We start from the raw sequence: 24136 nt of genomic DNA on the forward strand, positions 1-24136 counted from the left end.
TTTCGAGGTAGTAAATAATTGCCGATAGACGCTCTCGTCGCCGTCCGAGAACGTGCCGGTGACCGGTACCTTCGGCACCGGGCGGATCGATGATTTCCCCGTCTCGTTGCCGGATTTAAATACCGATCCCGGACCAAGCTTCGACTGTGATGAGCGATACCGCGACGACGACAACCTGTCCGGAGTGTGGCGGCCGATTGAACGCGAGCGGCGACGAGACGGTCTGTGGCGACTGCGGCCTCGTCGTTCGGGCCGACCGGATCGACCGCGGTCCCGAGTGGCGGTCGTTCGACGATGGCGACAATCGAAAGCGAACGGGTGCCCCGCTGACGCACTCGCGCCACGATAGGGGACTCTCGACCGAGATCGGCTACGGCGCTGACGGGCGACTCACCGGTCGAAAGCGCCGACAGCTCTCGCGGATGCGGCGCGAACACAACAGATCGAAAATCGCCTCGAAGACCGAACGAAATCAGGTGTACGCCTTCACCGAGATTCGGCGCATGGTCGCCGACCAATCGCTGCCCGAATCGGTCAAAGAGCAGGCCTGCACGCTGTTCCGATCCGCTCAGAAGGAAGACCTGCTTCGGGGACGCTCGCTGGAGGGGTTCGCGGCGGCGACGGTGTACGCGGCCTGCCGGGTCGACACGGTCTCGCGGACTGTCGACGAGATGGTCGACGTCTCCCGGGCCAGCCGCGACGAGTTCAAAGCGGCCTACGGAGCGCTCAACACCGAGTTGGGACTGCCGGTCGGCCCGATCGACCCGCGCGAGTACCTGCCTCGATTCGCCAGTCGGCTCGGTCTCGACGCCGAAGTCGAACGGCGCGCCCGCGAACTCGCACAGCGCGCGCAGGAAAACGGCATCGTCGGCGGGCGCGATCCCAGCGGATTCGCGGCTGGTTGTCTGTACGCAGCCGGCCGGGAGTTCGACGCCGGCGTGACCCAGTCGGAGGCAGCCGACGTTGCCGGTGTCTCGCCGGTGACACTCCGCTCCGCGTACCACGATCTGACCGCGTGACGCCGCTGCTCAGCGGCCGTCCGGTCCGACGACTGCCGCGAGCGAACGGAACCGATCGGCCACCGGGGAGTCCGGGGCGACAGCAGCGACCGGCCGACCTGATTGCCGGGCGCGATCGACGACGGCCGCGTCGGGAATCGTCTCGACGGGGATCCCGAGCGCGTCGCGGACGCGGCCGGTCGGCGGCGAGGCGCCGGCACGGTTCAGGACGACCCGTTCGATCGCGGCGTCGAGGACGCGCGCCAGCGCTCGCGTCCGGATGGCGTCGGGCAGCGCGAACGCGTCGGGCGCGGCCACAAGCAAGCAGGCGTCGGCGGCAAGCAGCGGCAGGCCAGCGTCGGCCGACATCCCCGCCGGACAGTCGATCACGACATCGCCGTAGCGACGCTCGACGGCAGCGACGGCGTCGACGAGCGCGGTCGGATCAGCCGCGCGAGCGCCGGCGAGCGTTCGGCCACAAGGGAGGAGATCGACCGGTCCGCTCTCGTCGACTGCTTCGAGCGGCGCTGCGCGCCCGGCCAGCACGTCGTGGAGATCCGGCCCGCGTCCTTCGGGGAGATCGGCCATCCCGAGGTCGGCGTCGACCGCGACGCCGTCGATCGCGTGGGCGAGATTGAGCGCGACCGTCGTCTTGCCGACGCCGCCTTTGCCCCCCGTCACTGCGAGGATCACGAGTCGCTCGCCCCCGCAGTGCGATCGCTGGCGTGTGACTCGGGCTCCGGAACGGCCTCCGGCGGCGGCGATGGATCGCCGAGCGCGCGGAGCACGTCCGACGGCGTCGCGCCGTCAGCGGAGCTAACATCGCCGCGGCTGCGATCAACGATTTCGACGGGTGGCTCGACCGGGTCGGCCGGACTGGCGAAGCCGACGGCCACCCGACCGCCGGCAGGCACAGCAGTTTCGAACCGATCGCCGGACCAGCCCGCGACCCGGACGCCCTCGCGTCGCGGCGGCCACACCGGTCCATCCAGCAGGCTCTCGACGGTAACAGTCAGTGCTGGGTCCGCCGCGACCGGCGCCGTTTTCCGTGAGACGACCGCTTCGACCAGCGTCACGTCGCCCTCGCGGCGGACGGTCCACTCCAGTTCTGTCATGGGCCCGCTGGCCGCCCGATCGGACTTAAACTCTCAGGACCGGCCGGCCGAGCCATCGAGCGGCGGTCGCTGGCGACGGGAACCGATCGACGCCGAGGACGACGGGTGAGGGGTCTGGCGAGAGCCGGGCAAGCGCCAGCGCGGCGTCGGCACCGGCCTGCTTGGTCGGATCGGAGACGCCAGCAGTCGTGCCCGGAATTGCCCCCAGCGCGTCGAGAAAGGTGGGATAGATCGACTCGACGAGATCAGCCCTGACAGCCCGTTCGAGGTTTCGCTCGCGGTCCTGTAATTGGAGTCGCCGGCCCCGCCGATTTCGGAGCGTGCGGGCTCGCTCGCGTTTTCGTTCCAGTCGCTGTTCGGCGGCGATGCGCTCGGTCCGACGCTCCGATAGTTCTTGGACAGCATCGTCGAGCGACTGGGCAATCTCATCGCTCTCGGGGCGCTCCTGCAGGCGACCGCGCAGCGTCGCCACCCGTTCGTCGAGTTCGCGCTCGGCATCGCCAGCAGCCGCGACCGCGCGTCTGGCCGCCGCTGCGTCGCAGCCGTCGACCGACAGCGCCGCGAGCTCCTCGCGGACGGTGACGAGCTCGGACGCGTGGGGCGACTCGTGACCATGCAGTTTAGCGCTGGTCACGAGAGCCGACCGCAGGTCGATGGTCGTCTCGGGCCTCACTGTCCCGATAGACTCCCAGAGCGGTCCGGGCGTCGGGCCGCGGACGACCGGCGCGGACGCGGCGTCGGCACCGGACGCGCTGTCCGGACTGCTGTCCCGAATGGCCGCCGCAATGTGCTCGGCGTCGACGCCAAGATCGCGTAGATCGATCCACTGTCCACACCGGCGGGTGTCTCCGATTTCGACGTGAACGAGGGCTGGAACGTGGTCGATCCGGTCTCGATCTGCAGTCTGACGCCGCCTCCGGAACGCTCTCTGGGCCACGGCTACTCGCGGAGGTCGCCGTCTCGCATCGCGGCGACGGCGGGATGGTCGGTTCCGGATCGGAACTTCGCGTACGGCGTGCTCGGGTGCTCGCGGTCCTCGTAGGCCGCGGCGGCGTCGCGGACGGGCTCTGGAACCGCGGCGAACTCGTTGAACGGCCGCGTCCGTTCGAGTTGTACGTCGGCGCCGTGTTTGGCCCGGAGCCGAAGCGCGAGAAACGCACCCAACTGGGACGCCTCGAACAGCACGGCGCGTCCGAACCGCCTGACGACGGCGTCCTCGTGAGACTGACAGACGTTCCGGAGCGTCTGCCGGGCGCCTCTGGAGTAGGTGACGACCAGTATCACTGCAGGAATTTTACTCTCTTTTCTGTATAAAATTATCGGACAGAGTTAGTCGTCGAGACGCTCGATCGCGGTCGGCTCGATCGGTTCGTCCAGCAGGTCTGCGACGCGTTCGCGGGCGTCGTCGGGCGACGCCGCGACGACGATCAGCGCGTCGGCGCGCTCGGCGGTTTCGACCCGGTAGGCGGCGTCGGGCGCGCTCTCGTACTCGGTGGCGTAAGTTCTGAGCACGCCCAATACGCGTCGTTCGGTGCGGTCGAGGTCGGCCTCGCCGTCCTCGAACGCCGCCAGCGCGTCCTCGACGTTCCGAAGCGCGGAGATCCGATCCATCCTACGCGGTCCGGAGGTGATCGAGGTTGGGCTCGTACACCTCGCCTTTCTGTTTGAGCTTCTCGATCTCGCGCTCGGCTTTCGTCTGATCCATGCCGATCTCGTCGACCCGGTCCATCACGACCTCGACCGGCGCGCCGTCCTCGTAGTCCTCCTCCACGTCGGCGATGAGCTGCTTGATGTTCTTGATCCGGTCGCGCTGGGTCTTGGACTGCCCCGTCTCGACCACGTCGGCGTCGAACTGCCCCGTCTCCGGATCGACGCCGATGTCCTGCAGGCACGATCGGACGATTTCGATGACCCGCTCTGCGTCCTCGACCTCGACGGTGTCCGAGAGCCGGACGCGCGCACTGGCTTCGGCCAGCCGGACGAGCGCTTCGAGCTTCCGGGCGGTGACCGGCACCGGGGCGTCCTCGTCGGTCCCTTTCGAGCGCAGGTCGACGTAGAACTGCTGGATCGCCTCTTGGGCATCCTCGGTCATCGTCGGGAACACGTTGCTCTTTGCGTGGGCGACGTACTTTCGGAGCAACTCGGCGTCGATCGTCGGCTCGACCTCCTCGGTCTGGGCGTCGACCTGTTCGCGGGTGACGTTCGGCGTCGCCATCTCGGTGCGCTGGGTGTTCAACTCGCCCGCGAAGTTGGTCTGGATGATGTGTTCGGCGAGCTGGGCGTCTTCTTCCTCGTCGGGCTGGTCGGTGACCGTGAAGATCAGGTCGAACCGCGAAATGAGGGCGGGTTCGAGGTCGATCTGCTCGCCGATCGGCTCGTACTGGTCGAAGCGGCCGTACTTGGGGTTTGCCGCGCCGAGCAGGGAACAGCGTGATTTGAGGGTGGCGTTGATACCAGCCTTACTTATGCTAATGGACTGCTGTTCTAGTGCTTCGTGCATCGCGGAGCGGTCCTCGGAGTTGTGAACGACCATCCCGTTGGCGACGAAGTTGTGCGTTCCTTCGACCGTGAGATCGTAGACGTTCGTCTCCTGGCGCCGCTCGATGCCATCGATTAGCGCGCGTAGCTCCGCTTGTCGGTCGCGGATGATTTCACGACACGCACTCGCGAGTCGCTCGTGATCGTGTGGGACTTCGTCGTTCACCCACCGGGAGATTGTAGCCTGATCGACGCCGACGCGTTCGGCGACCGTGTTCTGTGATATGCTGAACGTATCGATCGCCTCGACCACATCCGTGTTCGTCGTTAGAACGGGGTCGTAATCGAGCAGTTCTCGAGCGGTTGATATCGCTTCGTCGGGGGCAGTCCCGACTCTGTCGGCGAGTTGGTTCGATAAGACGCGAGCACGCGAGTTTGCGTCCTCCGGCGAGACTTCTACGACGGAATCGACCCGCCGCCACTTGGTATCACCCCGAACCAAGTCCCGAAGTCGAGAGAAGTCGACCCCGGCGACCGGCAGCAGTATCGTTCGCAGCCTGTGGACGACCGTGCGTCTGAGATCCTCGCTTTCACCCCAATGGTACGAAACTTGTTGCTGGGTGTAGGGCGTACCCTCAGCGAGTTCTGACTGGGAGACGTGGTAGCGTTGTTTGAGCGCCTGTATCCGATCCCATCCCGAGCTCTCGTCCAGTTTTTCCAGATCAGCTTTCGCGGTCCGCTTGCGCTCCTCAAACGCCTCGATAATCTCGACGCCGCAATCGAACGAGAGGTTCGCGTCGCCGTTCTCGAAATTACAGTATGTCGCATCGTTGAGACCGCATTCCGAGACGTACAGGCGAAGAGCTTCGCGTGCTGCTTGCAGCTGGCACCCAATGTCCGGTACAACATCGACGATCGTACGAGTCCCAGTCGTCACACCGCAGGCCTGATCGAGGGCGTTCTGTTTCCTGTCGAGCGTAAACCCGATGTGTTGGTTATATCGACGAAGCGAATCGTCAGCCGTGACCACGAGAATGTAGAGGTCGCGTTTGTCCTCGTTCTCGCGATGCTGAATCTGGCTGGTAACCCCGAACTCCGTGAGCAGCATCTTCACCCCGAGAAGCAAATCGTAACTCGCGGAGTGGATCTTGATACAGCGCTCCTCGACCGACCCTTCAGAATCGGCGAGTGCTCGAACGAACGCCGCTTTCGTCTCTCGATCGGCTCGTGTGACCGATTCGGGGAGACACTTACCGTCGTAGATTTCGAGATTCGCACCGGCATCGAGCACCTCCTGGAGGTGTGCCTTCCCGTGAAGCCGTACGTTTCCGACTCCATCACGCTGTTCGCTCGGATGACGGACCGGCGTCGCTTCGAACGCCGTCTCACAGGCATCCTCGAAGTCCGACAGCAACTGCTCTTCCGTGTTGGTGAACCGGATTCCGTAGACGCCTTCTTCGCGGTCGTGGAAGATGTTTCCGTCGCCCGCGAGGTATCCCAGCACCGCGCCGTGTGACGGCGTCAGTTCGCTGTCTGTGGGGGAAGCGCCGTCAATCCGGCCGGACGTTGTGACACCACCATCTGTCTCCGCTGTCGGAATCCCATCGGGCACGTACACCCACTCACCGCTGTCGAGATCTGCGGCCGGTATCTCGGTTCGGTCGCCCTCTTCGAGAGCGATGAACGGATGATCGGGCGTCACGGTGAGCGATTCGCCGGTCTCTAACGTGACTTCGTGAAGAGATTCAGGAGCATCGTACTCGTGGATTGCCGTGACCGGCCGCTGGACGAGCCGTTCGTTTTCGGTGAGCGTCCAGACCCGGAGGTCGACATCCCGGATCGTCCGGCCATTGTCGTGTTCCTCGATCGCTCCCCGCTGCGTAGCTTCCGCGGCGAGTTCGTCGATTCGGACGATCCCGTCGGCTGTGTGAACGAGCGTGTCTCCAGTCACGCACCGCATCTTGTCGAGTTCGTCGACTGCCGCAACCCCCTTGTCTGCGAGCACGAGCGCGCCGGCTTCGAGCGTCCACTGCTGACCGTCGCCGAAGTCGTCGCGGACCGCAGCTGCAGTCAAACCGGCCGAGCTACTACCTTTACCGGACGTGTAGACGGATCGCGGTGAAAGTTCACGAATGTACTGGAGCAGTTGGGACTTTCCCGTACCCGGATCCCCTATCAACAGCATATGCAGGTCACCCCGGATCCGTGAGCCGTCCGGGAGATGCTTGGTGACGCCGGAGAACAGTTGCAGGATGATGGCGAGTTTCTCCTGATCGTAGCCGTAGATCGAGGGCGCCATCGACTCGATCATCTTCTGGTAGATGTCGGGATCGTTCGAGAGTTCGACGATCTCGGCTTTGTCCTCCTCGGAGATCTCCATGTCTTCGAACTCCTCGTCTTCGATCTCGACGGAGACGCCCTCCATGTACACGTCGAAGATCGGGGACTTGTCCTGATCGTTGCCTTGCTGTTGGAGGTGGAGGATGCCGGTGACGGTGACGTGGTCGCCGGGCGTGACCTCGCCGGTGATGTCGTCCTCGATCGTGACATCGACGCTCTGGGGCGTCTCGCCGCCGCGGAGTCCCTCGGGGCTCTCCTGAACACGCAGACGCTGGGCGTCGACGAACTCCGACTGGTCGAAGTTGATATTAAAGGGGCCCTGCCGTTCACAGCCCTGACACTCGTGGGGTTCCTGAAAGTCGCTGGAGGACTGGGGAATGTAGGTGAGCGTGCCACAGCGCTGGCACTCGAAGGCCGCTTCCTCGATCTTCGGGCGAACGTCGGTCGCCTTGCGGACGATGCCCTGCACCGCGAGCAACTGCCCGACGTGGCGGGATCGGATCTCCCTGATCTCAGTCGTTTCGGGGAGATTGTGAACGCGGACGTGCGCGCGTCCGAGGCTCACATCGACGGGGAGGTCGTAGATCCGAAGCGCCTCCTCGGCGTACTCTTGGAGCTGTTCGGGCTGTGAGAGATAATCGTCGGCTAGGTCGGGGTCGTATCGATAGAGGTCCTGCCAGTCGACGGCCAGCGTGCGCTGCTCACCGGGGTAGTTCTGCGCGAGCTGGCCGATCTCCTCCCGATAGTAGTTCCGATAGAACTGCTCGAAGGAGTCTACGAGTTCGGTATTTTCCGCTCGCGCCATTGCTCTCTCGTAACGCACCATCGCCTAAGAACCTTGGCAAAGGGTAGTGAAACTGGAGGGCCGACAGGTCAGCAACTCGGGAGACGAGGCGTCGGTTCTCGAGGTCGAACGCTCGCTGGCAACTCAGTCGTCGTCGGGGACTGGCTGACCCGCACGGGCGGCTTCGGGAGCGGGCCGAGCGTCGATGCCGGCGTCGACGGCCAGCGGACACTCGTGGACGACGAGGTCGTGGTGCTGGAGCGTCGGGTCGTAGCGCCGGAGACGGGCGCGGTACGCAGCGGCGAGGTCGACGGCTAGCCGGGCTTCCTCGCGGCTCTCGAACCAGAGACCGCCGATCGGCACCGGCGTGACGCCGGTCCGAGCACAGGCGACGCCGAAGCGACCGCCGCTCGTCGCCAGCGATTCGATGCGAGCGCGGAGTGAGCGGAGCGAGCAGGACATGGGACGTGCTCAGTGCTGGTCGCCCGATCGACGGGCTGTCATCGGCGGGCAGTCGGTGTCGAGGACGGGTGAGCGCCCCTCGCGTGCGGTCCAGCGCGTCGGTCCCGATAGCTCCGATCGCATGGTTTTAGGTTCGCCTAAAACAATAAAATAGTTTCGCCGAGGCACCGTTCGGATCAGTCGGAGATGGGATGTGTCGACTCCAAGGATGCCACAGCAGAAAACGGCTCTACAAAATTATCGAGAAACCGATCACGAGTGGTACGTAGAGATGAGACTCAGCGAAGTTGTTCGCGTAAGAAGCCTAGGCCGGAATTTGAATCCGGGGTCTCGTCCTTACCAAGGACGCGCTTTACCGCTAAGCTACCCAGGCGCGTATGGTGATTGTCGGGATGCGATTTTATGTATTTCGATTCGTCCGCTCCGCGGCAGGCGATGACGTGGTCCGGTCAGTGATCGATCGCGGACCGAACGTGATCGTCAACAGCGGCCCCCTCACCGGGCGTCGAACCGAGCACTGCATCGAGGTCGCCGGACAGCAACTCCGCGGCCGGCGGGAGTGGAACGTCGGCCGTGCGGCCGAGTTCGGCTGCGACGTGTGTGAGCCGCGATCGGACCGCGGCGGCGTCGCCGGTCGGAGAGACGCCGTCGACGGCCGTGGTGCCAGCGGTCACCGCGAGTTCGAGCACCGAAGTCTCCAGCGAGCGATCGAGCGATCGGGCGTTCTCGGGTGTGGCGTCGCGCCGGAGCGTCTGATCGCGGCCGAACGACCGGACGACATCGACCGCCGCATCGGCGGCCTCCGTGCGCGCGAGGAGATAGAATCCCCGCGAGACGAGCACGTCGGCGGCGAGAACGTCGACGTTTGGGTCGGTGTGCTCGTCGGGGTCGCGCTCGGCCCACGGCTCATCGCGGGCGAGCCGGCGGGTGAGCCGGAGTCCTTCGTAGATGAGTTGGACGCCGGCGCCGCGCTCGGCGACCGACGCCGTCGAGACCGATTCGTCGACGGCGCGGGCGCTCAGCAGCGCGAGCGCCCCGGGCGCCATCGAGGCGCCGGCGAGTAGGTCGTCGAGTCGCTCACGCAGATGTGCCGGCTCGATGTCGGCGACGGCGTCGTCGGCTGCACGCCGTATCCTCGCGGCATCGTCCATCACGACGGGGCTAGGGAAAGGATAGGCAAAGACCTTTGGAAACGCCCGGCGACGCCGACGACGCCGTCGTGTCCCGAAGATCGGGACGAGTCGAGAGACGGGCCAGCGCACAGACCGGGACGAGCCGATAGGTTTGAGACCCCCAAGCACACAGCCAGTAGCATGCCCGAGTGCGACTACTGTGAGGCGTCGTTCGCCGACGAGCCGGGGTACCTCGATCACCTCGAAGCCGAGCACCGCGACGAGCTCGGTGCGATCGACCGCCGACGGATCGGCGACGGCGACGACGAAGAGGGCCGAGACCTCGCGCTGTACGCCGCCGGCATCCTCGTCGTCGCGGGGGTCTCGGGGCTGTTGACCTACGTCGTCGTTTCGGGAGCACTCGGCGGTGACAGCAGTGGCGGCGGCGAACTCGGCCAGCAGGGCGCCGCGCCGAACCCGCCCGGCTTCGATCTCGGACCGGCAGGCGACGATCAGGTCTATCAGCCCTACGAGATCGGGAGCGCCCATTACCACGGGCCGATCGAGGTGACCGTCGGGAACACGTCGATCGACTTCAGCCAGCCCGCCTTCCAGCATCCCCGTGCGAGTCCGGCGTTTCACTTCGAGGCCCGCGAGACGCGCTGGCACGGCCACGCAAAGGGAGTGACCGTCGAGTACGCCCTCGAAACGACGGCCTTCGGCGTCACGCCCGAGACGTTCTACTACGACGGGACGCTGTACGACGACACGGTCGACGGAACGACGGTGCGCTACGAAGTGAACGGCGAGGAGATCGACCCCGAGACGTACGTGCTCGAAGCCGACGACAAGATCAACGTGGTCGCGCAAAACGAATCGGCCGCCTAACTCACTCGACCGGGTCGGGCGAGGGCGGCATCGCACGCTTGTGGGCGCTTTGCTCGTACAGCTCGCGGACGTATTCGATAGTTTCGACATCGGCGTCGACCAGTCGGGCGGTCGCGGACGCCGGGACGCCGCCGTCGACGTGGACCGCCAAGATCGGATCGAGCGTGTCGTAGGGAATTCCGAGTTCGTCCTCGTCGGTCTGCTCGCTCCACAGCCCCGCCGTCGGCGTCTTCTCGACGAGATCGTCGGGCACGCCGACCGCGCGAGCCAATTGGCGAACCTGCTGTTTGTAGAGGTTGCCGATCGGGTGGCAGTCGACGGCGCCGTCACCGTACTTCGTGTAGTAGCCCACGAGCGCCTCGCTCCGGTTCCCGGTGCCGAGAACCAGCCGGTTCTCGTGGTTCGAGACGAGGTAGTTGAGCACTGCTCGCGTCCGGGCACGAGCGTTACCGACGGCCGTCTCGTCGCCCGCACTCTCGGGGTAGGCGGCGACGAACGCGTCGACGATCGGCTCGATCTCGATCACGTCGTACTCGATGCCCAGATCGAGCGCGACGCGCTCGGCGTCGCTCATATTCTCGTCGTCGCTGACGACCCCGGGCATCACAAGCCCGTGGAGGCCGTCCTCGCCCAGCGCCTCGACGGCGAGGTGTGCGACGAGCGTGCTGTCGATGCCGCCAGAGAGCCCCAGCACCGCGCCGTCGGCGCCGGCCGCCGCGGCCTGCTCGGCGATGAACGTCGTGATCTGATCACGCCGAGCGGCGAGTTCGGCGTCGGAGAATCGAAGGTCCACCATCGTCGGAGAATTAGTGCGCGAGCGGCTAATAGCTGTCCGTTTCGCGCAAATATCGTCTTCATTTCGATCCGAAACGTGGGCGATCGTCGAAACGGAGACGAGAGATCGTGGGATGAGATTTAGGGGCTTCGAGTCCAACCGTTGCGGTATGGACCCCGACGATCAGCGGACGCTCGCCGCGTGGGCGGTGCTCGTGATCGGTGGCGTAGGCTGTGGCGTCGGCGGCGTCCTGCTCGGTGACGCCAATGCCGCCGCAGCGCTTGGCTGGTACGCGCTCGCGGTCGGCGGCGCGCTGGCCGCCGGTGCCGTGCCGATGCCGAAGGTAGGCGACTGGCGACCGCTCCGAGAGTGACGATCCGCCGACGGAAGCGCTACGTTCAAGTGCGGGCGTCATCAAGCGTTTCCACACGCGTCACTGCGCCGGTGGTGAGCGGTTCCTTGGAGCCGCGTACCTCGGTGCGAGTGAGCAAAGCGAACGAGCGCCGGTGGTCTAGTGGTAGGACATGAGCTTCCCAAGCTCATAGCCCGGGTTCAATTCCCGGCCGGCGCATTTCCTGCGAACGATAGTGAGCAGTGAAATCGCCAACCGGGAATTGAACTACGCAAACGCGAGCGACTGCGAGCGTTTGCCATCGAGTTCAATTCCCGGAGCGGCACCGCCGCTCCGACCCTCGTGAACGCACAGCGTTCACTCGGTCCCGGCCGGCGCACTCCCTGCGGTCGTTTGCCGGCCGATGTTCACCTCGCTGCGCTCGGTGAGCTCCCGGTCGGCGTATGATTGTCTCGGACGAATGCCGAATCAATCATAGACGATCTATCACTGCCCTTGTCTCGGATGAAATAGCCTGCAGTGTGATAACCACGAAATATATACATTTGGACAGGAGAGAACAATCATGGCAACGAAACGATATCTTCGCGCTCTGTTTCGGCCACACAAGGCGTTCGATCGGTGGGCCCCGAGGACCCGTGTGGCCGTCGGCATCATCGTCCTGCTGTGTGTGTTCAACGGGATGTCGGTTGCCTATACCGGCGATGCGATCGCCGGCGAAGTCAGCGGTACCGTTGCCGTTGAGAATCCTGAGCGGCCACCGGACTGGGTCTGTGAGGACTCATCGTTCGACACCTACGGCAGCTGTGATGCCCCGAGGACGCTGCAAGAGCCGCTGCAGCCCGCTGCGAGTGATGCCCTCAACTTGGTCATCGTGAACGCAGTGGTTGCCCCACTCGCGTGGATTCTCCTGCTCGCGGCGCTTTTCGTGCTCGTTTCCGGGAACGTAGGCAAGAGCGACAGCGACGTACTCGACACATTTAGCGATGGAGTTCGAATTGCCGCCCTCGCCGCCGTGCCGGGAGTCGTTCGGTATCTGTTCCGACCAGTTGCCGTAGAGCGTGCACTGAGTGAGTGGACGTACCCATCGTCGATCGACGGCGTCCAGACCGCTGCCGTCAACGCGTTGTTCCCCGAGGGCCCACTCTGGCTGGCTCTGGTGCTCCTCTCGGGGCTCTGGAGTGCCGCCATCGTCTACGGAGGGGCACGCGCTTTCTTCGAGTCCGAACGGACGACGGCGGTGCTGGTCGGTGCAATCGCACTCGTCACGACAACCGGGTCAGTTGTCCTGACGAATGATGGGTGGATCACCGTCTCGTCCGGAATCGGATTCCTGCTGTTTGTCGCCGGCGTTGCCGGCTTGCTGGGAGCGTATACGTTTATCTCGATCTCGAAGTCGTTCGAACTCATCGGATTCAGCGGGAGCGAAGGCGTCACCCCACGACCGTGGTACGTCGGACTCCACCGCATCGCCGCGGTCTGCGCACTCGGACTGGGCTTTGTGTTGATGGACGGACTGGCGGTCGTCTAAGATAGTCGATTGAGGGGCCACACGATGGATACGTAGGCGCCCCGTGCTAACCGGAGAGAGTGCAAAACCGCTCGCATTTCGCGTGATTCCAGAGAGACCTCCCGACAGACTCTCGCTGACAGCCGTGAATAGCCGGCGGCAAAATCATAGCCGCTTTGTGTCTCACACGGCCATAGTCGGGTAGAATGGTACACGTCAGCGTCATCGGCTGCGGAAATATGGGGAGTGCCCTCATTCGAGGGCTTTCGAGGACCGGCAATCACACGATCACGGCCTGTGATGTCGACGAGGAAGTGCTCGACGAGGTCGAACCGTACTGCGAAACGACCACGACGGATCTCGCCGAGGCGGCCGAGGCGACGGTCGTGTTCGTCGTCGTCAAGCCCGATCTCACCGCGGGGATCGTCGACGATCTCGACCTCTCGGCCGAGCAGACGCTCGTCTCGATCGCCGCGGGCGTTTCGACGGACGCGCTCGAGCCCCGGACGGACGCCACGGTCGTTCGCGTGATGCCGAACCTCGCCGCCGCGACGGGGGACATGGCGGCGGCCGTCGCCGGCGACGAGATCACCGACGAGGTCGCCGAGTTGCTCGACGACGCCGGCGTGTTCGTCGAAATCGACGAGGCGCAGATGCACACCTCGACCGCGGTCAACGGGAGCGGCCCCGCGTTCGTCTTCTATCTCATCAAAGCGATGATGGACGCAGGCGTCGAGAGCGGTCTGAACCCCGACGAGGCGAAAGTTCTCGCCGCACAGACGTTCAAGGGCGCCGCCGAGACGGTGATCCAGTCCGAGGAGTCAATCGACCAGCTCATCGACGATGTCTGTTCCCCGAAGGGCACCACCATCGAAGGGATGAAAGTGCTTCGAGAGAGCACCGCCGACGAGGCGGTCGCGGAGGCAGTCTTCGCCGCTGAACGGCGGTCCGAGGAGCTGGCGGGAGAGGGTGACGATGAGTGAGACGCCCCAGCTGACCGATCCCGAGGAACTCGACGCCGTCGACGACGCCAGACGGCTGGCGGCGGATGCAGAGCTGGTCGTCGTCAAGGCGGGGACGAACTCGCTGACAGACGACGAGTCGAACCTCGACGACGAGAAGGTCGACAAGCTCGTCGAGGACGTGATGGACCTCCGCCGGCAGGGAAAGAAGGTATTGCTCGTGTCCTCCGGCGCGGTCGGGGCGGGCAAGGGCCTGCTCGATCTGGCGGACGAGACGGTCGAGCAGTCCCAAGCGCTGTCGACGGTCGGCCAGTCCCAGCTCATGCACCGGTACACCGAGAGCTTCGATCGGTTCGACCAGACCGTCGCCCAGATCCTGCTGACCGAAAACGACCTCGACGATCCGGACCGGTTCACCAACTTCACGAACACCGTCGAGGCGCTGTTCGAATGGGGCATCGTCCCGATCCTCAACGAGAACGACGCCGTTGCGACCGAGGAGCTTCGCATCGGCGACAACGACATGATCTCGTCGTCGGTTGCGATCGGCATCGACGCGGACCTGCTGGTCACGCTCACCGACGTGGGCGGCGTGTACACCGGAAATCCGAAACACGACGCGTCGGCCGAGCGCATCGAAGCCGTCGGCAGCAACTACGGCGCGGTACAGGAGTTGGTCTCGGACAGCTCGTCGGACGAGTTCGGTGGCATCCAGACCAAAGTGTCCGGCGCACGCTCGGCGAGCGAGCACGGCATCCCGGCCGTCATCGCCAAGTCGACCGAGGACGACGTGCTAGACAAGATCAGTGCCCAGAAGGAGGTCGGGACGCTATTCGTTCCCATAAACGACGATGACTGAGAAAACGACCGAAACCAAGGTGGAGGAGGCACAGACCGCCGCGCTGGAGATCGCGGGGCTGTCCGACGACGCGCGAGCGGACGCCCTGCACTCGATCGCGGACGCGATCGACGCGAACCACGAGGAGATCCTCGCGGCAAACGAGAAAGACGTCGAGGAGGCCGAAGAGCTCCTCGAAGCAGGCGAGTACACACAGGCGCTCGTCGACCGGCTCAAGCTCTCTCCCTCGAAGCTAGAGAGCATCACGGACATGGTCCGGAGCGTCGCCGCGCAGGAGGACCCGCTCGGGAAAACCCAGACCGCCCGAGAGCTCGACGAGGACCTAGAGCTGTACAAAAACACCGTTCCGATCGGCGTCGTCGGAACGATCTTCGAGTCCAGACCCGACGCGCTCGTCCAGATCGCGTCGCTGTGTCTGCGCTCGGGGAACGCGGTGATCCTCAAAGGCGGCAGCGAGGCGAGCCACTCCAACCGAGTGCTCTTCGAACTGATCGAGGAGGCGACGGCCGACGTGCCCGACGGCTGGGCACAGCTCATCGAGGCCCGCGCCGACGTGGACACCGTCCTCGGCATGGACGACTCTATCGACCTCGTCATGCCGCGCGGTAGCTCGGAGTTCGTGAGCTACATTCAGGACAACACGAGCATCCCCGTCCTCGGGCACACCGAGGGCGTCTGTCACGTCTACGTCGACGAGGACGCCGACCTCTCGATGGCGACCGAGATCGCCTACGACGCGAAGGTCCAGTACCCCGCGGTGTGCAACGCCGTCGAGACGCTGCTGGTCCACGAGAGCGTCGCCGAGGAGTTCCTGCCCATGATCGCCGAGCGCTACGAGGACGCCGGCGTCGAGATGCGCGGCGACGAGGCGTCGAGAGCGATCGTGTCGATGGAAGAAGCCAGCGAGGCCGACTGGGAGACCGAGTACGGCGACCTCGTCGTCGCCGTCAAGATCGTCGAATCGCTCGGCGAGGCGACCAGCCACATCACGACGTACGGCTCGAAACACACCGATTCGATCGTGACCGACGACTCGGATCGCGCGGCTCGGTTCATGCGGAGCCTCGACTCGGCGAGCGTGTTCCACAACGCCTCGACCCGATTCGCCGACGGCTACCGCTACGGCCTCGGCGCCGAAGTCGGGATCAGCACCGGGAAGATCCACGCGCGCGGTCCCGTCGGCCTCGAAGGGCTCACCACCTACCAGTACTACCTCGAAGGCGACGGCCAGCTCGTCGGCACGTACGCCGGCACCGACGCGAAGCCGTTCGTCCACGAGGACTTCGACGGCTCGTGGACGCCGGGGTCGCTGTCGGACCGATAGCCACCACCGCTTCCGCGCTGCGTGACGCCACGTTTTTGCCGTCCAGCGTTCCACTACTCGCCAATGACTGACATCGAGGACGCCGCCGCTGCGATCCGATCGGGCGAGCTTGTCGTCTATCCGACCGAGACCGTCTACGGACTGGCCGCCGACGCCGTCGACGCCGACGCCGTCGAACGAGCGTTCGCGGCGAAAGGTCGAGACCGGTCGAACCCGATGTCGCTTGGCGTACCGGATGTCGAGACCGCCGCCGAGTACGTCGAGCCGACCGACCGCGAGCGGGAATTCATGGACGAGTTTCTCCCCGGTCCGGTGACGGTCGTCTGCCAGCGCCGCTCCTCGGTACCAGACGTTCTCACAGCCGGGAAAGACCGCGTCGGCGTGCGCGTGCCGGATCACGACCTTGCCCTGGAGTTGCTCGACGAGGTCGCGCCGACGCCGATCACCGCGACGAGCGCGAACGTGAGCGGCCGGGCGAGCGTGCTGGACGCGGCCGATCTCGACGAGGAGATCCGCGAGGCCGCCGCGGTCGTGCTCGACGGCGGTGAGACCGCGGGCACCGAGAGCACCGTCGTCGACGTGAGCGCCGGGACGATCCACCGGCGGGGGGCGATGGCCGACGAGATCGAGGCGTGGCTGGCCGAGCACTGACGCCGCCTCGCGGTCGTCGGGACGATCCCGATCCTACCCGAACCCCAGCATCGAGCGCAGCGAGCGCGTCCGGACGCCACAGTCGTCGGCGTACTCACAAGAGTCGCACTTGGCGTCGTCGCGCAGGCGTGCGGGCGGGCCGTCGATCGATTCGAGGGTGCGAATCGTCTGTCGATAGGCGGCTTTCCGGCGCACCGTGAGATCGACCGGCCGCACGACGCCGTGGGTCGGGTACTCGACGTAGGCGCGCTCGACCGGCCGTTCGCGCTCCCAGGCCAGCGCCTTCGCGGCGGCGACGGCGTGGACCGACTGGGGCGCCCAGACGCCCTGTTCGGGCGGGCTACCGGCGGAAACGATCGACGGACGCGGAGGATCCGCGAGGAGTTTGTGGGCGACGCCGCGACACTCCCGACCGGTCAGGAGCACGTCGCGCTCGGCAGGATCGCAGAGGCCATCCCAGTCGTCGAGGCGGCGTCGAGTGCGCTCCAGATTCTCGCGAAACTGCTCGGGAGCGACCGCGATCGGTTCGGTATCGAGCGCGGCGTCGTCGGCGTCGAGCAGGTCGTCGTAGCGGACGGCGAGGTCGCGGCGCCGCTCGATCTCGGGCGGCGGCGTCCGGTCGTCGTCGCGGCGGGCGTAGTAGAGTTTTCGGGGACAGTACGCCGCGAGTCGGAGATCACTGAAAGCGTGATGGGACACGCCATGGCGTCGCCGCGCGATGGCGTTTGAATCTGTTGTCGGTCAGAAGGAAACGTCGGTCTCCATCCCCTCGGTGGCGTCGTCGAGGCCGTCCTGCTGAACGTCCTCGGTGATGCGCTCGGAGAGGTCGGCGTCGGCGAGGATGCTGTCGAACTCGTCGCGGTAGCGGTCGTTTGCCTGTCGGGACTCGTTTTCGGCCTCGACGACGCGCCGATAGCGTCGGACGGTCGACTCGCTGACGTCGAACGTCTCGGCGAGGTCGGCCGTCGAGGCGTCGTCCGCGAGCGCGCGGCGGAACTCCCCCACGTCGAACGGGGCTTCCAGATCCCGGTCGCGGACGAGGTGCAAATCGAGCCGAGCGCGGACGACCGTCATCCGTGACTCGTCGAGCGCACGCGCGATTTCGGCGTCACCGTCCCCCTCGTAGAAGCGCTCGACGAGTTCACAGAGCCGCTCGGTCGAGAGCTCGGTCTCGAACTCGTAGCGCTCGCGCATGCTCTCGATCACCCCCTCGATCCGCTCTGAGACGTTCCCGTCGCCCGCGCCAGCGAGCGACCCCCGGGTGTCCTCCTGGGACTCGGTGACGGTGTCTTCGTCCGTCACGTCGATGAAGATGTCCCGGAGTTCCTCGGTCTTCTCGTCCATCGGTACGACAGGTATCGACAGGAGAGAGTAAAAAAGCTTGTTCACGACGGGCTGGCAGGACGTGGCGCTGCCGACCGGCTCGTAAACCGCAGAGTTCATACTAGTTGACGTTGCACCGACGAGTATGCAGCAGGCAGATGGAACTGTCGATCTCGTGGACGAAGAGTACGTCGTCGGACTGAGCGGTGCGGCGCTGTTCGCCGCGTTGGCCGGGGCGCTCGCCTACCTTTCGGTGCCGTATCCGCTTTCCCCAGCGCCGGTGACGCTACAAGTTCTTGGCATCTTTCTCATGGGCGTGTTTCTCGGCGCGAAGTGGGGCGGGCTCTCGGCGGTGCTGTACGTGCTCGCCGGCAGCCTCGGCGCGCCGATCTTCGCCGGCGGCGGCGCCGGCTTCGGCACGCTGCTGGGCGTGACGGGCGGCTATCTCTGGTCGTACCCAATCGCAGTCGTGTTGATGGGCTGGCTCGCCTACGGAGGACTGGGAATCGGATCGCCACAGGAGACCAGCGACGCTCGGCTCGTCGCCGCGCTCGCGGCCGGGACCCTCGTGATCTACGCGTTCGGGACCGCCCAGATGCTGGTTATCAACGAGCTGGCGCTGGTCGAGGCCATCATGGTCGGGGCCGTCGTATTCTTCCCCGCCGAGGCTGCCAAGATCGCTGCCGTGATCGCCGTCGTCGAGAGCGGCGCCGTCCCCGACTGGTCGCCGACTGGCGCCGAGCAGCGAGGATGATCGAGACGCGGGGGCTGGTCTGTCGCTACGGCGAGACGACGGTGCTCGACGACGTGTCGCTGCGGATCGACGACGGCGAGTTCGTCGTGCTGGCCGGCGCCAACGGCAGCGGGAAGACGACGCTCGTCCGGCAGTTCAACGGGTTGGAAACGCCCGACGAAGGAACTGTACTTGTCGACGACACGCCGGTCGCAGACGATCTGCTCGGCGCGCGCCGGCGCGTTGGGATGGTGTTTCAGACACCCCGCGACCAGTTCGTCGCCGCGACGGTGGGGGAAGACATCGCGTTCGGACCGCGAAACCTCGGGCTCGCGGAAGCCGAGATCGACCGCCGCGTCGGCGACGCCCTCGACGCCGTCGGGCTGGTCGGTCGGCGCGAGGAGCGCATCGACCGCCTCTCGGGCGGCGAGCGAGAGCGGGTCGCCATCGCCGGCGCGCTGGCGATGGAGCCCGACCACTTGGTGCTCGACGAGCCTTTTACCGGGCTGGACGAGCCCGCTCGAACGTCGGTGCTGGACCGACTGGCCGCGCTCAGCGATGACGGAACAGGAATTGTCGTCGTCACGCACGACCTGCGTGACGTGCTGGAACTCGCAGATCGGGTCGTCGCGCTGGCCGACGGGCGCGTCGCCGCCGACGTGCCTGCCGACGAAGCCCGCTCCGCGCTCGACGGGCTCGGCGTTCGCGTTCCAGCACTTGGAGAGAGCGAACGCGCGCGTACTGACTGACGATGCTAACCTACGAACCCGGCGACACGCTGGCCCACCGGCTGGATCCGCGAACGAAACTCGCCGTCCAGTTTTGCTTTGCCATCGCTGTGTTCGCACACGAGAGTCCCGCGGCGCTGGCGGTGCTGACGGCGCTCGCAGCGCTGGCGCCGGTGAGTGCCGGCATCGGACCGGTCCGGGCGCTCTCGGCGTTCCGGTTCGTGCTCCTCTTGCTGGCCGCCGCGCCGGTGATCGCCGCCGCGACGCTCGGGCCGCCGTGGTTCGATCTCTCTAACGCCGCGGCCTCGGCGCTGGGGAGCTATCGCGTCGTGCTGGTGTTGCTCGTCAGCGCGGCCTACGTCGCGTCGACGCCGGCCCGCGACTCGCGGACGGCGATCCAGTGGCTCGTCCCCGGCCGGCTGGGCGTCACCCTTGGCGTCGGCGTCAGCCTCGTGTTTCGCTTTCTGCCGGTGTTGCGCGCCGACCTGCGCTCGATCCGGGACGCCATCGCGGCGCGGGGCGGAGATCGAGGGTCGTTCGTCCAACGCGCGCGACGCATCGGCGTCCGCGGCGTCGCCCGGACGTTCCGGCGTGCCGATCGGCTCGCGCTGGCGCTGCAGGCCCGGTGTTTCGCGTGGAACCCGACGCTGCCGACGCTCTCTTTTGGCCGTCGTGATCTACCGGTGCTGGCGCTCTCGGTTGGCTTGGTGCTCTCGGCGCTGGTGTGAGGATGGGATTCGATCGGCGGCGACGCCGCAGGCGCCGCGACGCCGGGGCGGGACCGGCGTCGGCGCGCTGTCTGGAGTAACCGCCGTCGACGCCGCGACGCCGACACCGAATCACGCGTGACAACGGGAAACTGGTTGTAGATTCGCGCAAGACGTGACGGGGGTCGAGCGAGGAGTTCGGAGCAAGATTTAACTCGACCCTACCCGCGTGATAATACATGATACACAGGCGTGATAGTTCGTGACACTCCTCGCACAGGCGAGCGGAGAGGTGACCCGACCGACGTTCTTCGAGATCAGCTACGTCGGTAAGGCCATCTTCTACATGCTCGCCGCGGTGGCGATCTTGATCTTCCTCAACGGCGTCTACGAGCGATTCGCCCGGTACGCACGCGGCGACGACGACCGACGCGACCGGCTGGCGGATCTGCCGGGACGCCTGTTCGAGGCGGTCAAAATCGTCGGGTCGAACCAGTATCAGTTCAACCGAGATCTGACCGCGGGCGTGATGCACGCCTTCATCATGTGGGGCTTTCTCACCCTGCTGATCGGCACGACGATTCTCGGCATCGACATGGACTTCTACCGGCCGCTGACCGGCGAGTCGTTCTGGACCGGCGAGTTCTATCTGGCGTACTCGTTCGTGCTCGACGCGATGGGACTGCTCTTTGTCGTCGGCGTCGGGATGGCCATCTACAAGCGCTACTGGAAGCGCTCGGATCGGCTCTGGGGGAAACACACCAGTTTAGAGGACGATCTGTTCGTCTGGACGCTGTTCGTGCTCGGCGTCGGCGGCTACCTGCTCGAAGGCGTCGGCATCGTCGGTCGGGGCTTTCCTGACCACGAGTCGATCAGCTTCGTCGGCTACTTCCTCGCACTCGGGTTCGACGCCGGCGGGCTGTCCGCTTCGGGCGCGCAAGCGATCTACCCCGCCGTGTGGTGGCTCCACGGACTCCACGCGCTGGCGTTTGTCGCTGCGGTGCCGTACGCCAAGCCGTTCCACATGCTCTCGTCGTTCGCCAACGTCGTGACGCGCGACGAGAACGCTGGCTCCCGGCTGCCGGGCGTTCCCGCCGATCTCGACGCCACGAACGCCGAGTCGCTGGATGATTTCACGTGGAAGGAACTGCTCGATCAGGACGCCTGCACGAAATGTGGCCGATGCTCGTCGGTCTGTCCGGCGAACGCGTCGGACCGACCGCTCGACCCGCGCGACGTGATTCTGGACCTGAAATCCTACCGCGAGTCGCTCGACGACGGCGGCGAGGAGAAACCGATCGTTGCTGATGGGGGTGCCAGCGTCATCGACAGCGAGACGATGGAGTCCTGCATGGCCTGTATGGCCTGCATGGACGCCTGCCCCGTTGAGATCGAGCACCTCAACTCCTTCACCCGGATGAATCGCCAACTGACCGATCAGGGCGACGTGGACTCGAACGTCCAAGACGTGTTCCAGAACGTGATGCAGAAGGGCAACACGTTCGGCGATCCCCAACGCAATCGCGCGGACTGGGCCGACCCGCTGGAGATCGAACCGACCGACGCCCGCGAGGAGGAAGTCGAGTACCTCTGGTACGTCGGCGACTACCCGAGCTTCGACGAGCGCAACAAGAAGGTCGCCCGGTCGCTCGCCAAACTGTTCGAGGCCGCCGACGTGGAGTGGGGCATCCTGTTCGACGACGAGAAGTACGACGGCAACGACGTGCGCCGGATCGGCGAGGAGTTCCTCTACCTCGAACTCGCCGGCCACCACGTCGAGACCTTCGAGGACTGCGAGTTCGAGAAAATCGTCTGTACCGACCCCCACTCGTACAACACGATCGAAAACGAGTACCCCGAACTCGACTTCGAGGAGTTCGCGGACGACCCGATGATGCCGTTCGACTACGACGAACACTGGAACACCGACGGCGAGATCGAGGTGTTCCACTGGACGCAGGTCGTCGAGGAACTCGTCGAGGCGGGCCGGCTGGGGCTCTCAGGGACCGAACTCGACTACACCGTCACCTACCACGACCCCTGCCACCTCGGCCGGTACAACGACGAGTACGAGGCCCCGCGCGAACTGATCCGGGCGACGGGCTGTGAGCTCCACGAGATGCCGCGCAACCGCGCCGATTCGTTCTGCTGTGGCGGCGGTGGCGGCGGCCTCTGGATGGAGTTCGACGAAGAGCCCAAGCCCAGCGAAGAGCGGCTCCGGGAGGCGCTGGAGGATACCGACGCCGGCGAGTCGGTCGAGAAGTTCGTCGTCGCCTGCCCGATGTGCATGACGATGTACGAAGACGGCCGCAAGACCGGCGGCTACGAAGACGAGCTCGAAATCGTCGACGTGGCCGAACTGCTCGTCGAGGCCGTCACGGGGGACGATCCCGACGAACTGGGTACGGACTGAGCGCCCCCACACCTATCAGAATACGTTTATAATTTATCCTGTTCCACCCGAAACGGAGGGGTTCGGCGGCCGTGCAGCCACGAACGGCTTCGTAGTTATACAGATAGCTTCGAACGGCTACGTATCAGCACTGTTCGAACGGGCCGGAGCAGTACCCTAGACGGATCTCTCCCAGCAACGCTCGGGCTCTCGATCGAGTGTCGACGAAAAGCGCGCTCCAACCGCCAGCGAAGTTGGGAGTTCGTCTGGGGGCAGCGTTTACACCCCACCTGTGGCGGCGTTCACTCCCACCTGTGGCAGTGTTTACTCACCGCCGCGCCACGCGTCGGGGACTTCGATGGCGTAGCGGCCGTCCTCCATCAGCGAGATGATGTACTCGTCGCGGTCGTACAGCTCCATCAGGTTGAGCTCGTACTCGCCCGGGCGGACGATCTTGATGCTCTCGAACTGCTCGTTGAGTTCCTTGCGCAGCGCTTCGAGGTCGGGCTGTTCGTCGTTCGGCGTCCCGACGACCGTGCCGTCGGCGTCGTCCGGCGGCGCCGAGCCGTGGTCGGCGTTGCGCTGCTGGTCGGATCTACCGGCACCGCCTGTGGCGTCGCTCGGGAGGTCGTTCGGATCGACGACATCCGATCGAGCGCTGGCCTGTGCGGTGTCCTCTCCGGAAGTTTCCGGCGACAGCTCGGCGTCGTCTGTGGTCGCGGGGTCGGAGTCAACCGGAGAAGATGAGGCACCGGTCGCTGAAGACGCGCGATCGACCGGGGATCCCGAGGTATCGGTCGGCCGAGACGGGTGGTCTCCCGATCGAGTCGGATCGTCGCTGGGGTCGCGGCTGCCGACGGACGGCCAGTTCCCCGTCGATTCGATGTTCGACCGCGACCCGTCGGTTTGCGTGCTCTGAGATCGGTCTCCGTCGGCGGTCGACGCCGCGGCGTCGTCGGCCTCGGTCTGGCTGCCGCGACCGACCCAGTCGCTGACGGTCTGTTTCGCCTGCGAGACGGTACTAGTCTCGTCTGTGCTGGCGGTTTCGCTGGCGCTGGTTGTGTCGTCGGCTCCGCTTGACGCCGCTGTCGAGGAAGCCGACGGAGTTGACTTGTCAGCTCCTCCGGCCCCGCCCCCACCACCGGAGGGCTCGAACTGGAACTTGGTGCCACCACAGTCCGGACAGCCCGACAGCATCTCCTTGGAGCCGTCGGGGAACGTCCGGCCGCAGTTCGTACACTGGTGGGGCATTACTGGCGGGAGACGAGCGCGCTGATGAGCGTTTCGTCCTTGTGGAGCGTCTCGATCTGGTTGGCCGGGCCGATCACGGTCAGTTTTGAGGTGTCTTCCTTGCCCATCAGACGGCCGAACAGTCCAGTACTGTCGGTCTCAGAACGAGGGTAGGTCTCGATCTCGATCCCGTTGAAGTCATCGGGATCGGCGGGAGTGATCTCGGTCATCGTCACCTCGATCAGCTTCGACTCCTCGTCGGGCGAGAGCCCCTGTTCGAGGATGACGATGTTGCTGTCACGGACGCTGTCGAGGATCATCCGGATCTTCTCCATGCTCGCCATCCCGTCCATCCGTTCACCGCTGATCAGGTCGATCTGGACCCCGTCGGCGGGTTCTTTCACTTCCGGCAT

25 protein-coding genes and 2 tRNA genes are annotated in these 24136 nt (G+C 65.5%); 13 read left to right on the forward strand and 14 right to left on the reverse strand.

The genetic code is table 11. The features are described from left to right. Window positions 1-149: 149 nt before the first annotated feature. Window positions 150-1019, forward strand: a complete 870-nt coding sequence (locus CRO01_RS10970) for a transcription initiation factor IIB (protein ID WP_097009208.1) — start codon at window positions 150-152, stop codon at window positions 1017-1019. Between the two features lie 9 nt (window positions 1020-1028). On the opposite strand, the gene CRO01_RS10975 is transcribed toward CRO01_RS10970, so the two are convergent. From CRO01_RS10975 to CRO01_RS11015, 9 genes are all read right to left on the reverse strand, one after another. After that, a complete protein-coding gene (locus CRO01_RS10975; protein ID WP_097009209.1) occupies window positions 1029-1691 on the reverse strand; it encodes a MinD/ParA family ATP-binding protein in 663 nt (220 codons plus the stop codon). Continuing rightward, a complete protein-coding gene (locus tag CRO01_RS10980) occupies window positions 1688-2113 on the reverse strand; it encodes a DUF7857 domain-containing protein (RefSeq protein WP_179747465.1) in 426 nt (141 codons plus the stop codon). Before CRO01_RS10980 ends, CRO01_RS10975 begins: the two co-directional genes overlap by 4 nt. A gap of 25 nt (window positions 2114-2138) precedes the next feature. After that, window positions 2139-3050 carry a DUF7856 family protein gene (locus CRO01_RS10985; RefSeq protein WP_097009210.1) on the reverse strand — a complete coding sequence of 304 codons (912 nt, stop codon included), beginning with the start codon at window positions 3048-3050 and terminating at the stop codon, window positions 2139-2141. Between the two features lie 2 nt (window positions 3051-3052). Continuing rightward, window positions 3053-3397, reverse strand: a complete 345-nt coding sequence (locus CRO01_RS10990; protein WP_097009211.1) for a DUF7855 family protein — start codon at window positions 3395-3397, stop codon at window positions 3053-3055. 45 nt (window positions 3398-3442) lie between these two features. After that, entirely contained in the window at window positions 3443-3724 is a 282-nt protein-coding gene (locus tag CRO01_RS10995; RefSeq protein ID WP_097009212.1) for a DUF7854 family protein, read from the reverse strand. Window position 3725: 1 nt separating this feature from the next. Continuing rightward, window positions 3726-7736, reverse strand: a complete 4011-nt coding sequence (locus tag CRO01_RS11000; protein WP_097009213.1) for an LAGLIDADG family homing endonuclease — start codon at window positions 7734-7736, stop codon at window positions 3726-3728. A gap of 123 nt (window positions 7737-7859) precedes the next feature. Beyond that, entirely contained in the window at window positions 7860-8177 is a 318-nt protein-coding gene (locus CRO01_RS11005; RefSeq protein WP_097009214.1) for a DUF7552 domain-containing protein, read from the reverse strand. A 301-nt stretch (window positions 8178-8478) separates the two neighbouring features. Then, a tRNA-Thr gene (locus CRO01_RS11010) sits at window positions 8479-8550 on the reverse strand. Between the two features lie 76 nt (window positions 8551-8626). Further along, on the reverse strand, window positions 8627-9328 hold the full coding sequence (locus CRO01_RS11015) for a DUF7114 family protein (RefSeq protein WP_218839185.1): 702 nt from the start codon (window positions 9326-9328) through the stop codon (window positions 8627-8629). Between the two features lie 162 nt (window positions 9329-9490). On the opposite strand from CRO01_RS11015, the gene CRO01_RS11020 reads away from it, so the two are divergent. Continuing rightward, on the forward strand, window positions 9491-10177 hold the full coding sequence (locus CRO01_RS11020) for a hypothetical protein (protein ID WP_097009215.1): 687 nt from the start codon (window positions 9491-9493) through the stop codon (window positions 10175-10177). A gap of 1 nt (window position 10178) precedes the next feature. Here CRO01_RS11020 and CRO01_RS11025 read toward each other — a convergent pair whose 3' ends face one another. Beyond that, complete coding sequence (locus tag CRO01_RS11025; protein WP_097009216.1) at window positions 10179-10973, reverse strand: NAD+ synthase; 795 nt, start codon at window positions 10971-10973, stop codon at window positions 10179-10181. 148 nt (window positions 10974-11121) lie between these two features. On the opposite strand from CRO01_RS11025, the gene CRO01_RS11030 reads away from it, so the two are divergent. The 7 genes from CRO01_RS11030 (at window position 11122) to CRO01_RS11060 (ending at window position 16610) form a co-directional block, all read left to right on the forward strand. Further along, the gene (locus CRO01_RS11030; RefSeq protein ID WP_097009217.1) at window positions 11122-11325 is read left to right on the forward strand and encodes a hypothetical protein; all 204 of its coding nucleotides are present in this window, start codon (window positions 11122-11124) and stop codon (window positions 11323-11325) included. Between the two features lie 127 nt (window positions 11326-11452). Continuing rightward, window positions 11453-11523, forward strand: a tRNA-Gly gene (locus tag CRO01_RS11035). 421 nt (window positions 11524-11944) lie between these two features. Then, on the forward strand, window positions 11945-12835 hold the full coding sequence (locus tag CRO01_RS11040) for a hypothetical protein (RefSeq protein WP_245838540.1): 891 nt from the start codon (window positions 11945-11947) through the stop codon (window positions 12833-12835). A 185-nt stretch (window positions 12836-13020) separates the two neighbouring features. Next, complete coding sequence (gene proC, locus CRO01_RS11045) at window positions 13021-13797, forward strand: pyrroline-5-carboxylate reductase (protein WP_097009219.1); 777 nt, start codon at window positions 13021-13023, stop codon at window positions 13795-13797. Next, entirely contained in the window at window positions 13790-14635 is an 846-nt protein-coding gene (gene proB / locus CRO01_RS11050; RefSeq protein ID WP_097009649.1) for a glutamate 5-kinase, read from the forward strand. The genes proC and proB overlap by 8 nt, the downstream gene beginning before the upstream one ends. After that, the gene (locus tag CRO01_RS11055; RefSeq protein WP_097009220.1) at window positions 14628-15959 is read left to right on the forward strand and encodes a glutamate-5-semialdehyde dehydrogenase; all 1332 of its coding nucleotides are present in this window, start codon (window positions 14628-14630) and stop codon (window positions 15957-15959) included. Before proB ends, CRO01_RS11055 begins: the two co-directional genes overlap by 8 nt. A 63-nt stretch (window positions 15960-16022) precedes the next feature. Then, window positions 16023-16610 carry an L-threonylcarbamoyladenylate synthase gene (locus CRO01_RS11060; protein ID WP_097009221.1) on the forward strand — a complete coding sequence of 196 codons (588 nt, stop codon included), beginning with the start codon at window positions 16023-16025 and terminating at the stop codon, window positions 16608-16610. A gap of 33 nt (window positions 16611-16643) precedes the next feature. Here the strand turns inward: CRO01_RS11060 and CRO01_RS11065 are convergent, their stop codons facing one another. After that, window positions 16644-17309, reverse strand: coding sequence for a CRISPR-associated protein Cas4 (locus CRO01_RS11065; protein WP_097009222.1), 666 nt, complete (start codon window positions 17307-17309; stop codon window positions 16644-16646). 42 nt (window positions 17310-17351) lie between these two features. Then, entirely contained in the window at window positions 17352-17954 is a 603-nt protein-coding gene (locus CRO01_RS11070; RefSeq protein ID WP_097009223.1) for a conditioned medium-induced protein 4, read from the reverse strand. Window positions 17955-18078: 124 nt separating this feature from the next. Between CRO01_RS11070 and CRO01_RS11075 the strand changes: the two genes are divergently transcribed. From CRO01_RS11075 to CRO01_RS11090, 4 genes are all read left to right on the forward strand, one after another. Then, window positions 18079-18687: a biotin transporter BioY gene (locus CRO01_RS11075; RefSeq protein ID WP_097009224.1), complete on the forward strand. Its 609-nt coding sequence runs from the start codon at window positions 18079-18081 to the stop codon at window positions 18685-18687. After that, window positions 18684-19415 (forward strand): energy-coupling factor ABC transporter ATP-binding protein, encoded by a 732-nt coding sequence (locus CRO01_RS11080; protein WP_097009225.1) that lies wholly within the window; start codon window positions 18684-18686, stop codon window positions 19413-19415. The genes CRO01_RS11075 and CRO01_RS11080 overlap by 4 nt, the downstream gene beginning before the upstream one ends. Before the next feature lie 2 nt (window positions 19416-19417). Then, a complete protein-coding gene (locus CRO01_RS11085) occupies window positions 19418-20122 on the forward strand; it encodes an energy-coupling factor transporter transmembrane component T family protein (protein WP_097009226.1) in 705 nt (234 codons plus the stop codon). 241 nt (window positions 20123-20363) lie between these two features. Then, the gene (locus CRO01_RS11090; protein WP_097009227.1) at window positions 20364-22514 is read left to right on the forward strand and encodes a (Fe-S)-binding protein; all 2151 of its coding nucleotides are present in this window, start codon (window positions 20364-20366) and stop codon (window positions 22512-22514) included. 303 nt (window positions 22515-22817) lie between these two features. Here the strand turns inward: CRO01_RS11090 and CRO01_RS11095 are convergent, their stop codons facing one another. Continuing rightward, window positions 22818-23744 (reverse strand): OapC/ArvC family zinc-ribbon domain-containing protein, encoded by a 927-nt coding sequence (locus tag CRO01_RS11095; protein WP_097009228.1) that lies wholly within the window; start codon window positions 23742-23744, stop codon window positions 22818-22820. Then, window positions 23744-24136 (reverse strand): DUF2073 domain-containing protein, encoded by a 393-nt coding sequence (locus CRO01_RS11100; protein WP_097009229.1) that lies wholly within the window; start codon window positions 24134-24136, stop codon window positions 23744-23746. Before CRO01_RS11100 ends, CRO01_RS11095 begins: the two co-directional genes overlap by 1 nt.

The organism is Natronoarchaeum philippinense (genome assembly GCF_900215575.1).
Classification (GTDB): Archaea; Halobacteriota; Halobacteria; order Halobacteriales; family Natronoarchaeaceae; genus Natronoarchaeum; species Natronoarchaeum philippinense.

Bases quoted from the DNA above. Each gene is read 5' to 3' on its own strand.
- CRO01_RS10970 (WP_097009208.1), top strand. From the start codon at position 150: ATGAGCGATACCGCGACGACGACAACCTGTCCGGAGTGTGGCGGCCGA.
- CRO01_RS10980 (WP_179747465.1), bottom strand. From the start codon at position 2,113: ATGACAGAACTGGAGTGGACCGTCCGCCGCGAGGGCGACGTGACGCTG.
- CRO01_RS10995 (WP_097009212.1), bottom strand. From the start codon at position 3,724: ATGGATCGGATCTCCGCGCTTCGGAACGTCGAGGACGCGCTGGCGGCG.
- CRO01_RS11000 (WP_097009213.1), bottom strand. From the start codon at position 7,736: ATGGCGCGAGCGGAAAATACCGAACTCGTAGACTCCTTCGAGCAGTTC.
- CRO01_RS11005 (WP_097009214.1), bottom strand. From the start codon at position 8,177: ATGTCCTGCTCGCTCCGCTCACTCCGCGCTCGCATCGAATCGCTGGCG.
- CRO01_RS11015 (WP_218839185.1), bottom strand. From the start codon at position 9,328: ATGGACGATGCCGCGAGGATACGGCGTGCAGCCGACGACGCCGTCGCC.
- CRO01_RS11020 (WP_097009215.1), top strand. From the start codon at position 9,491: ATGCCCGAGTGCGACTACTGTGAGGCGTCGTTCGCCGACGAGCCGGGG.
- CRO01_RS11025 (WP_097009216.1), bottom strand. From the start codon at position 10,973: ATGGTGGACCTTCGATTCTCCGACGCCGAACTCGCCGCTCGGCGTGAT.
- CRO01_RS11030 (WP_097009217.1), top strand. From the start codon at position 11,122: ATGGACCCCGACGATCAGCGGACGCTCGCCGCGTGGGCGGTGCTCGTG.
- proC (WP_097009219.1), top strand. From the start codon at position 13,021: ATGGTACACGTCAGCGTCATCGGCTGCGGAAATATGGGGAGTGCCCTC.
- proB (WP_097009649.1), top strand. From the start codon at position 13,790: ATGAGTGAGACGCCCCAGCTGACCGATCCCGAGGAACTCGACGCCGTC.
- CRO01_RS11055 (WP_097009220.1), top strand. From the start codon at position 14,628: ATGACTGAGAAAACGACCGAAACCAAGGTGGAGGAGGCACAGACCGCC.
- CRO01_RS11060 (WP_097009221.1), top strand. From the start codon at position 16,023: ATGACTGACATCGAGGACGCCGCCGCTGCGATCCGATCGGGCGAGCTT.
- CRO01_RS11070 (WP_097009223.1), bottom strand. From the start codon at position 17,954: ATGGACGAGAAGACCGAGGAACTCCGGGACATCTTCATCGACGTGACG.
- CRO01_RS11075 (WP_097009224.1), top strand. From the start codon at position 18,079: ATGCAGCAGGCAGATGGAACTGTCGATCTCGTGGACGAAGAGTACGTC.
- CRO01_RS11080 (WP_097009225.1), top strand. From the start codon at position 18,684: ATGATCGAGACGCGGGGGCTGGTCTGTCGCTACGGCGAGACGACGGTG.
- CRO01_RS11085 (WP_097009226.1), top strand. From the start codon at position 19,418: ATGCTAACCTACGAACCCGGCGACACGCTGGCCCACCGGCTGGATCCG.
- CRO01_RS11095 (WP_097009228.1), bottom strand. From the start codon at position 23,744: ATGCCCCACCAGTGTACGAACTGCGGCCGGACGTTCCCCGACGGCTCC.
- CRO01_RS11100 (WP_097009229.1), bottom strand. From the start codon at position 24,136: ATGCCGGAAGTGAAAGAACCCGCCGACGGGGTCCAGATCGACCTGATC.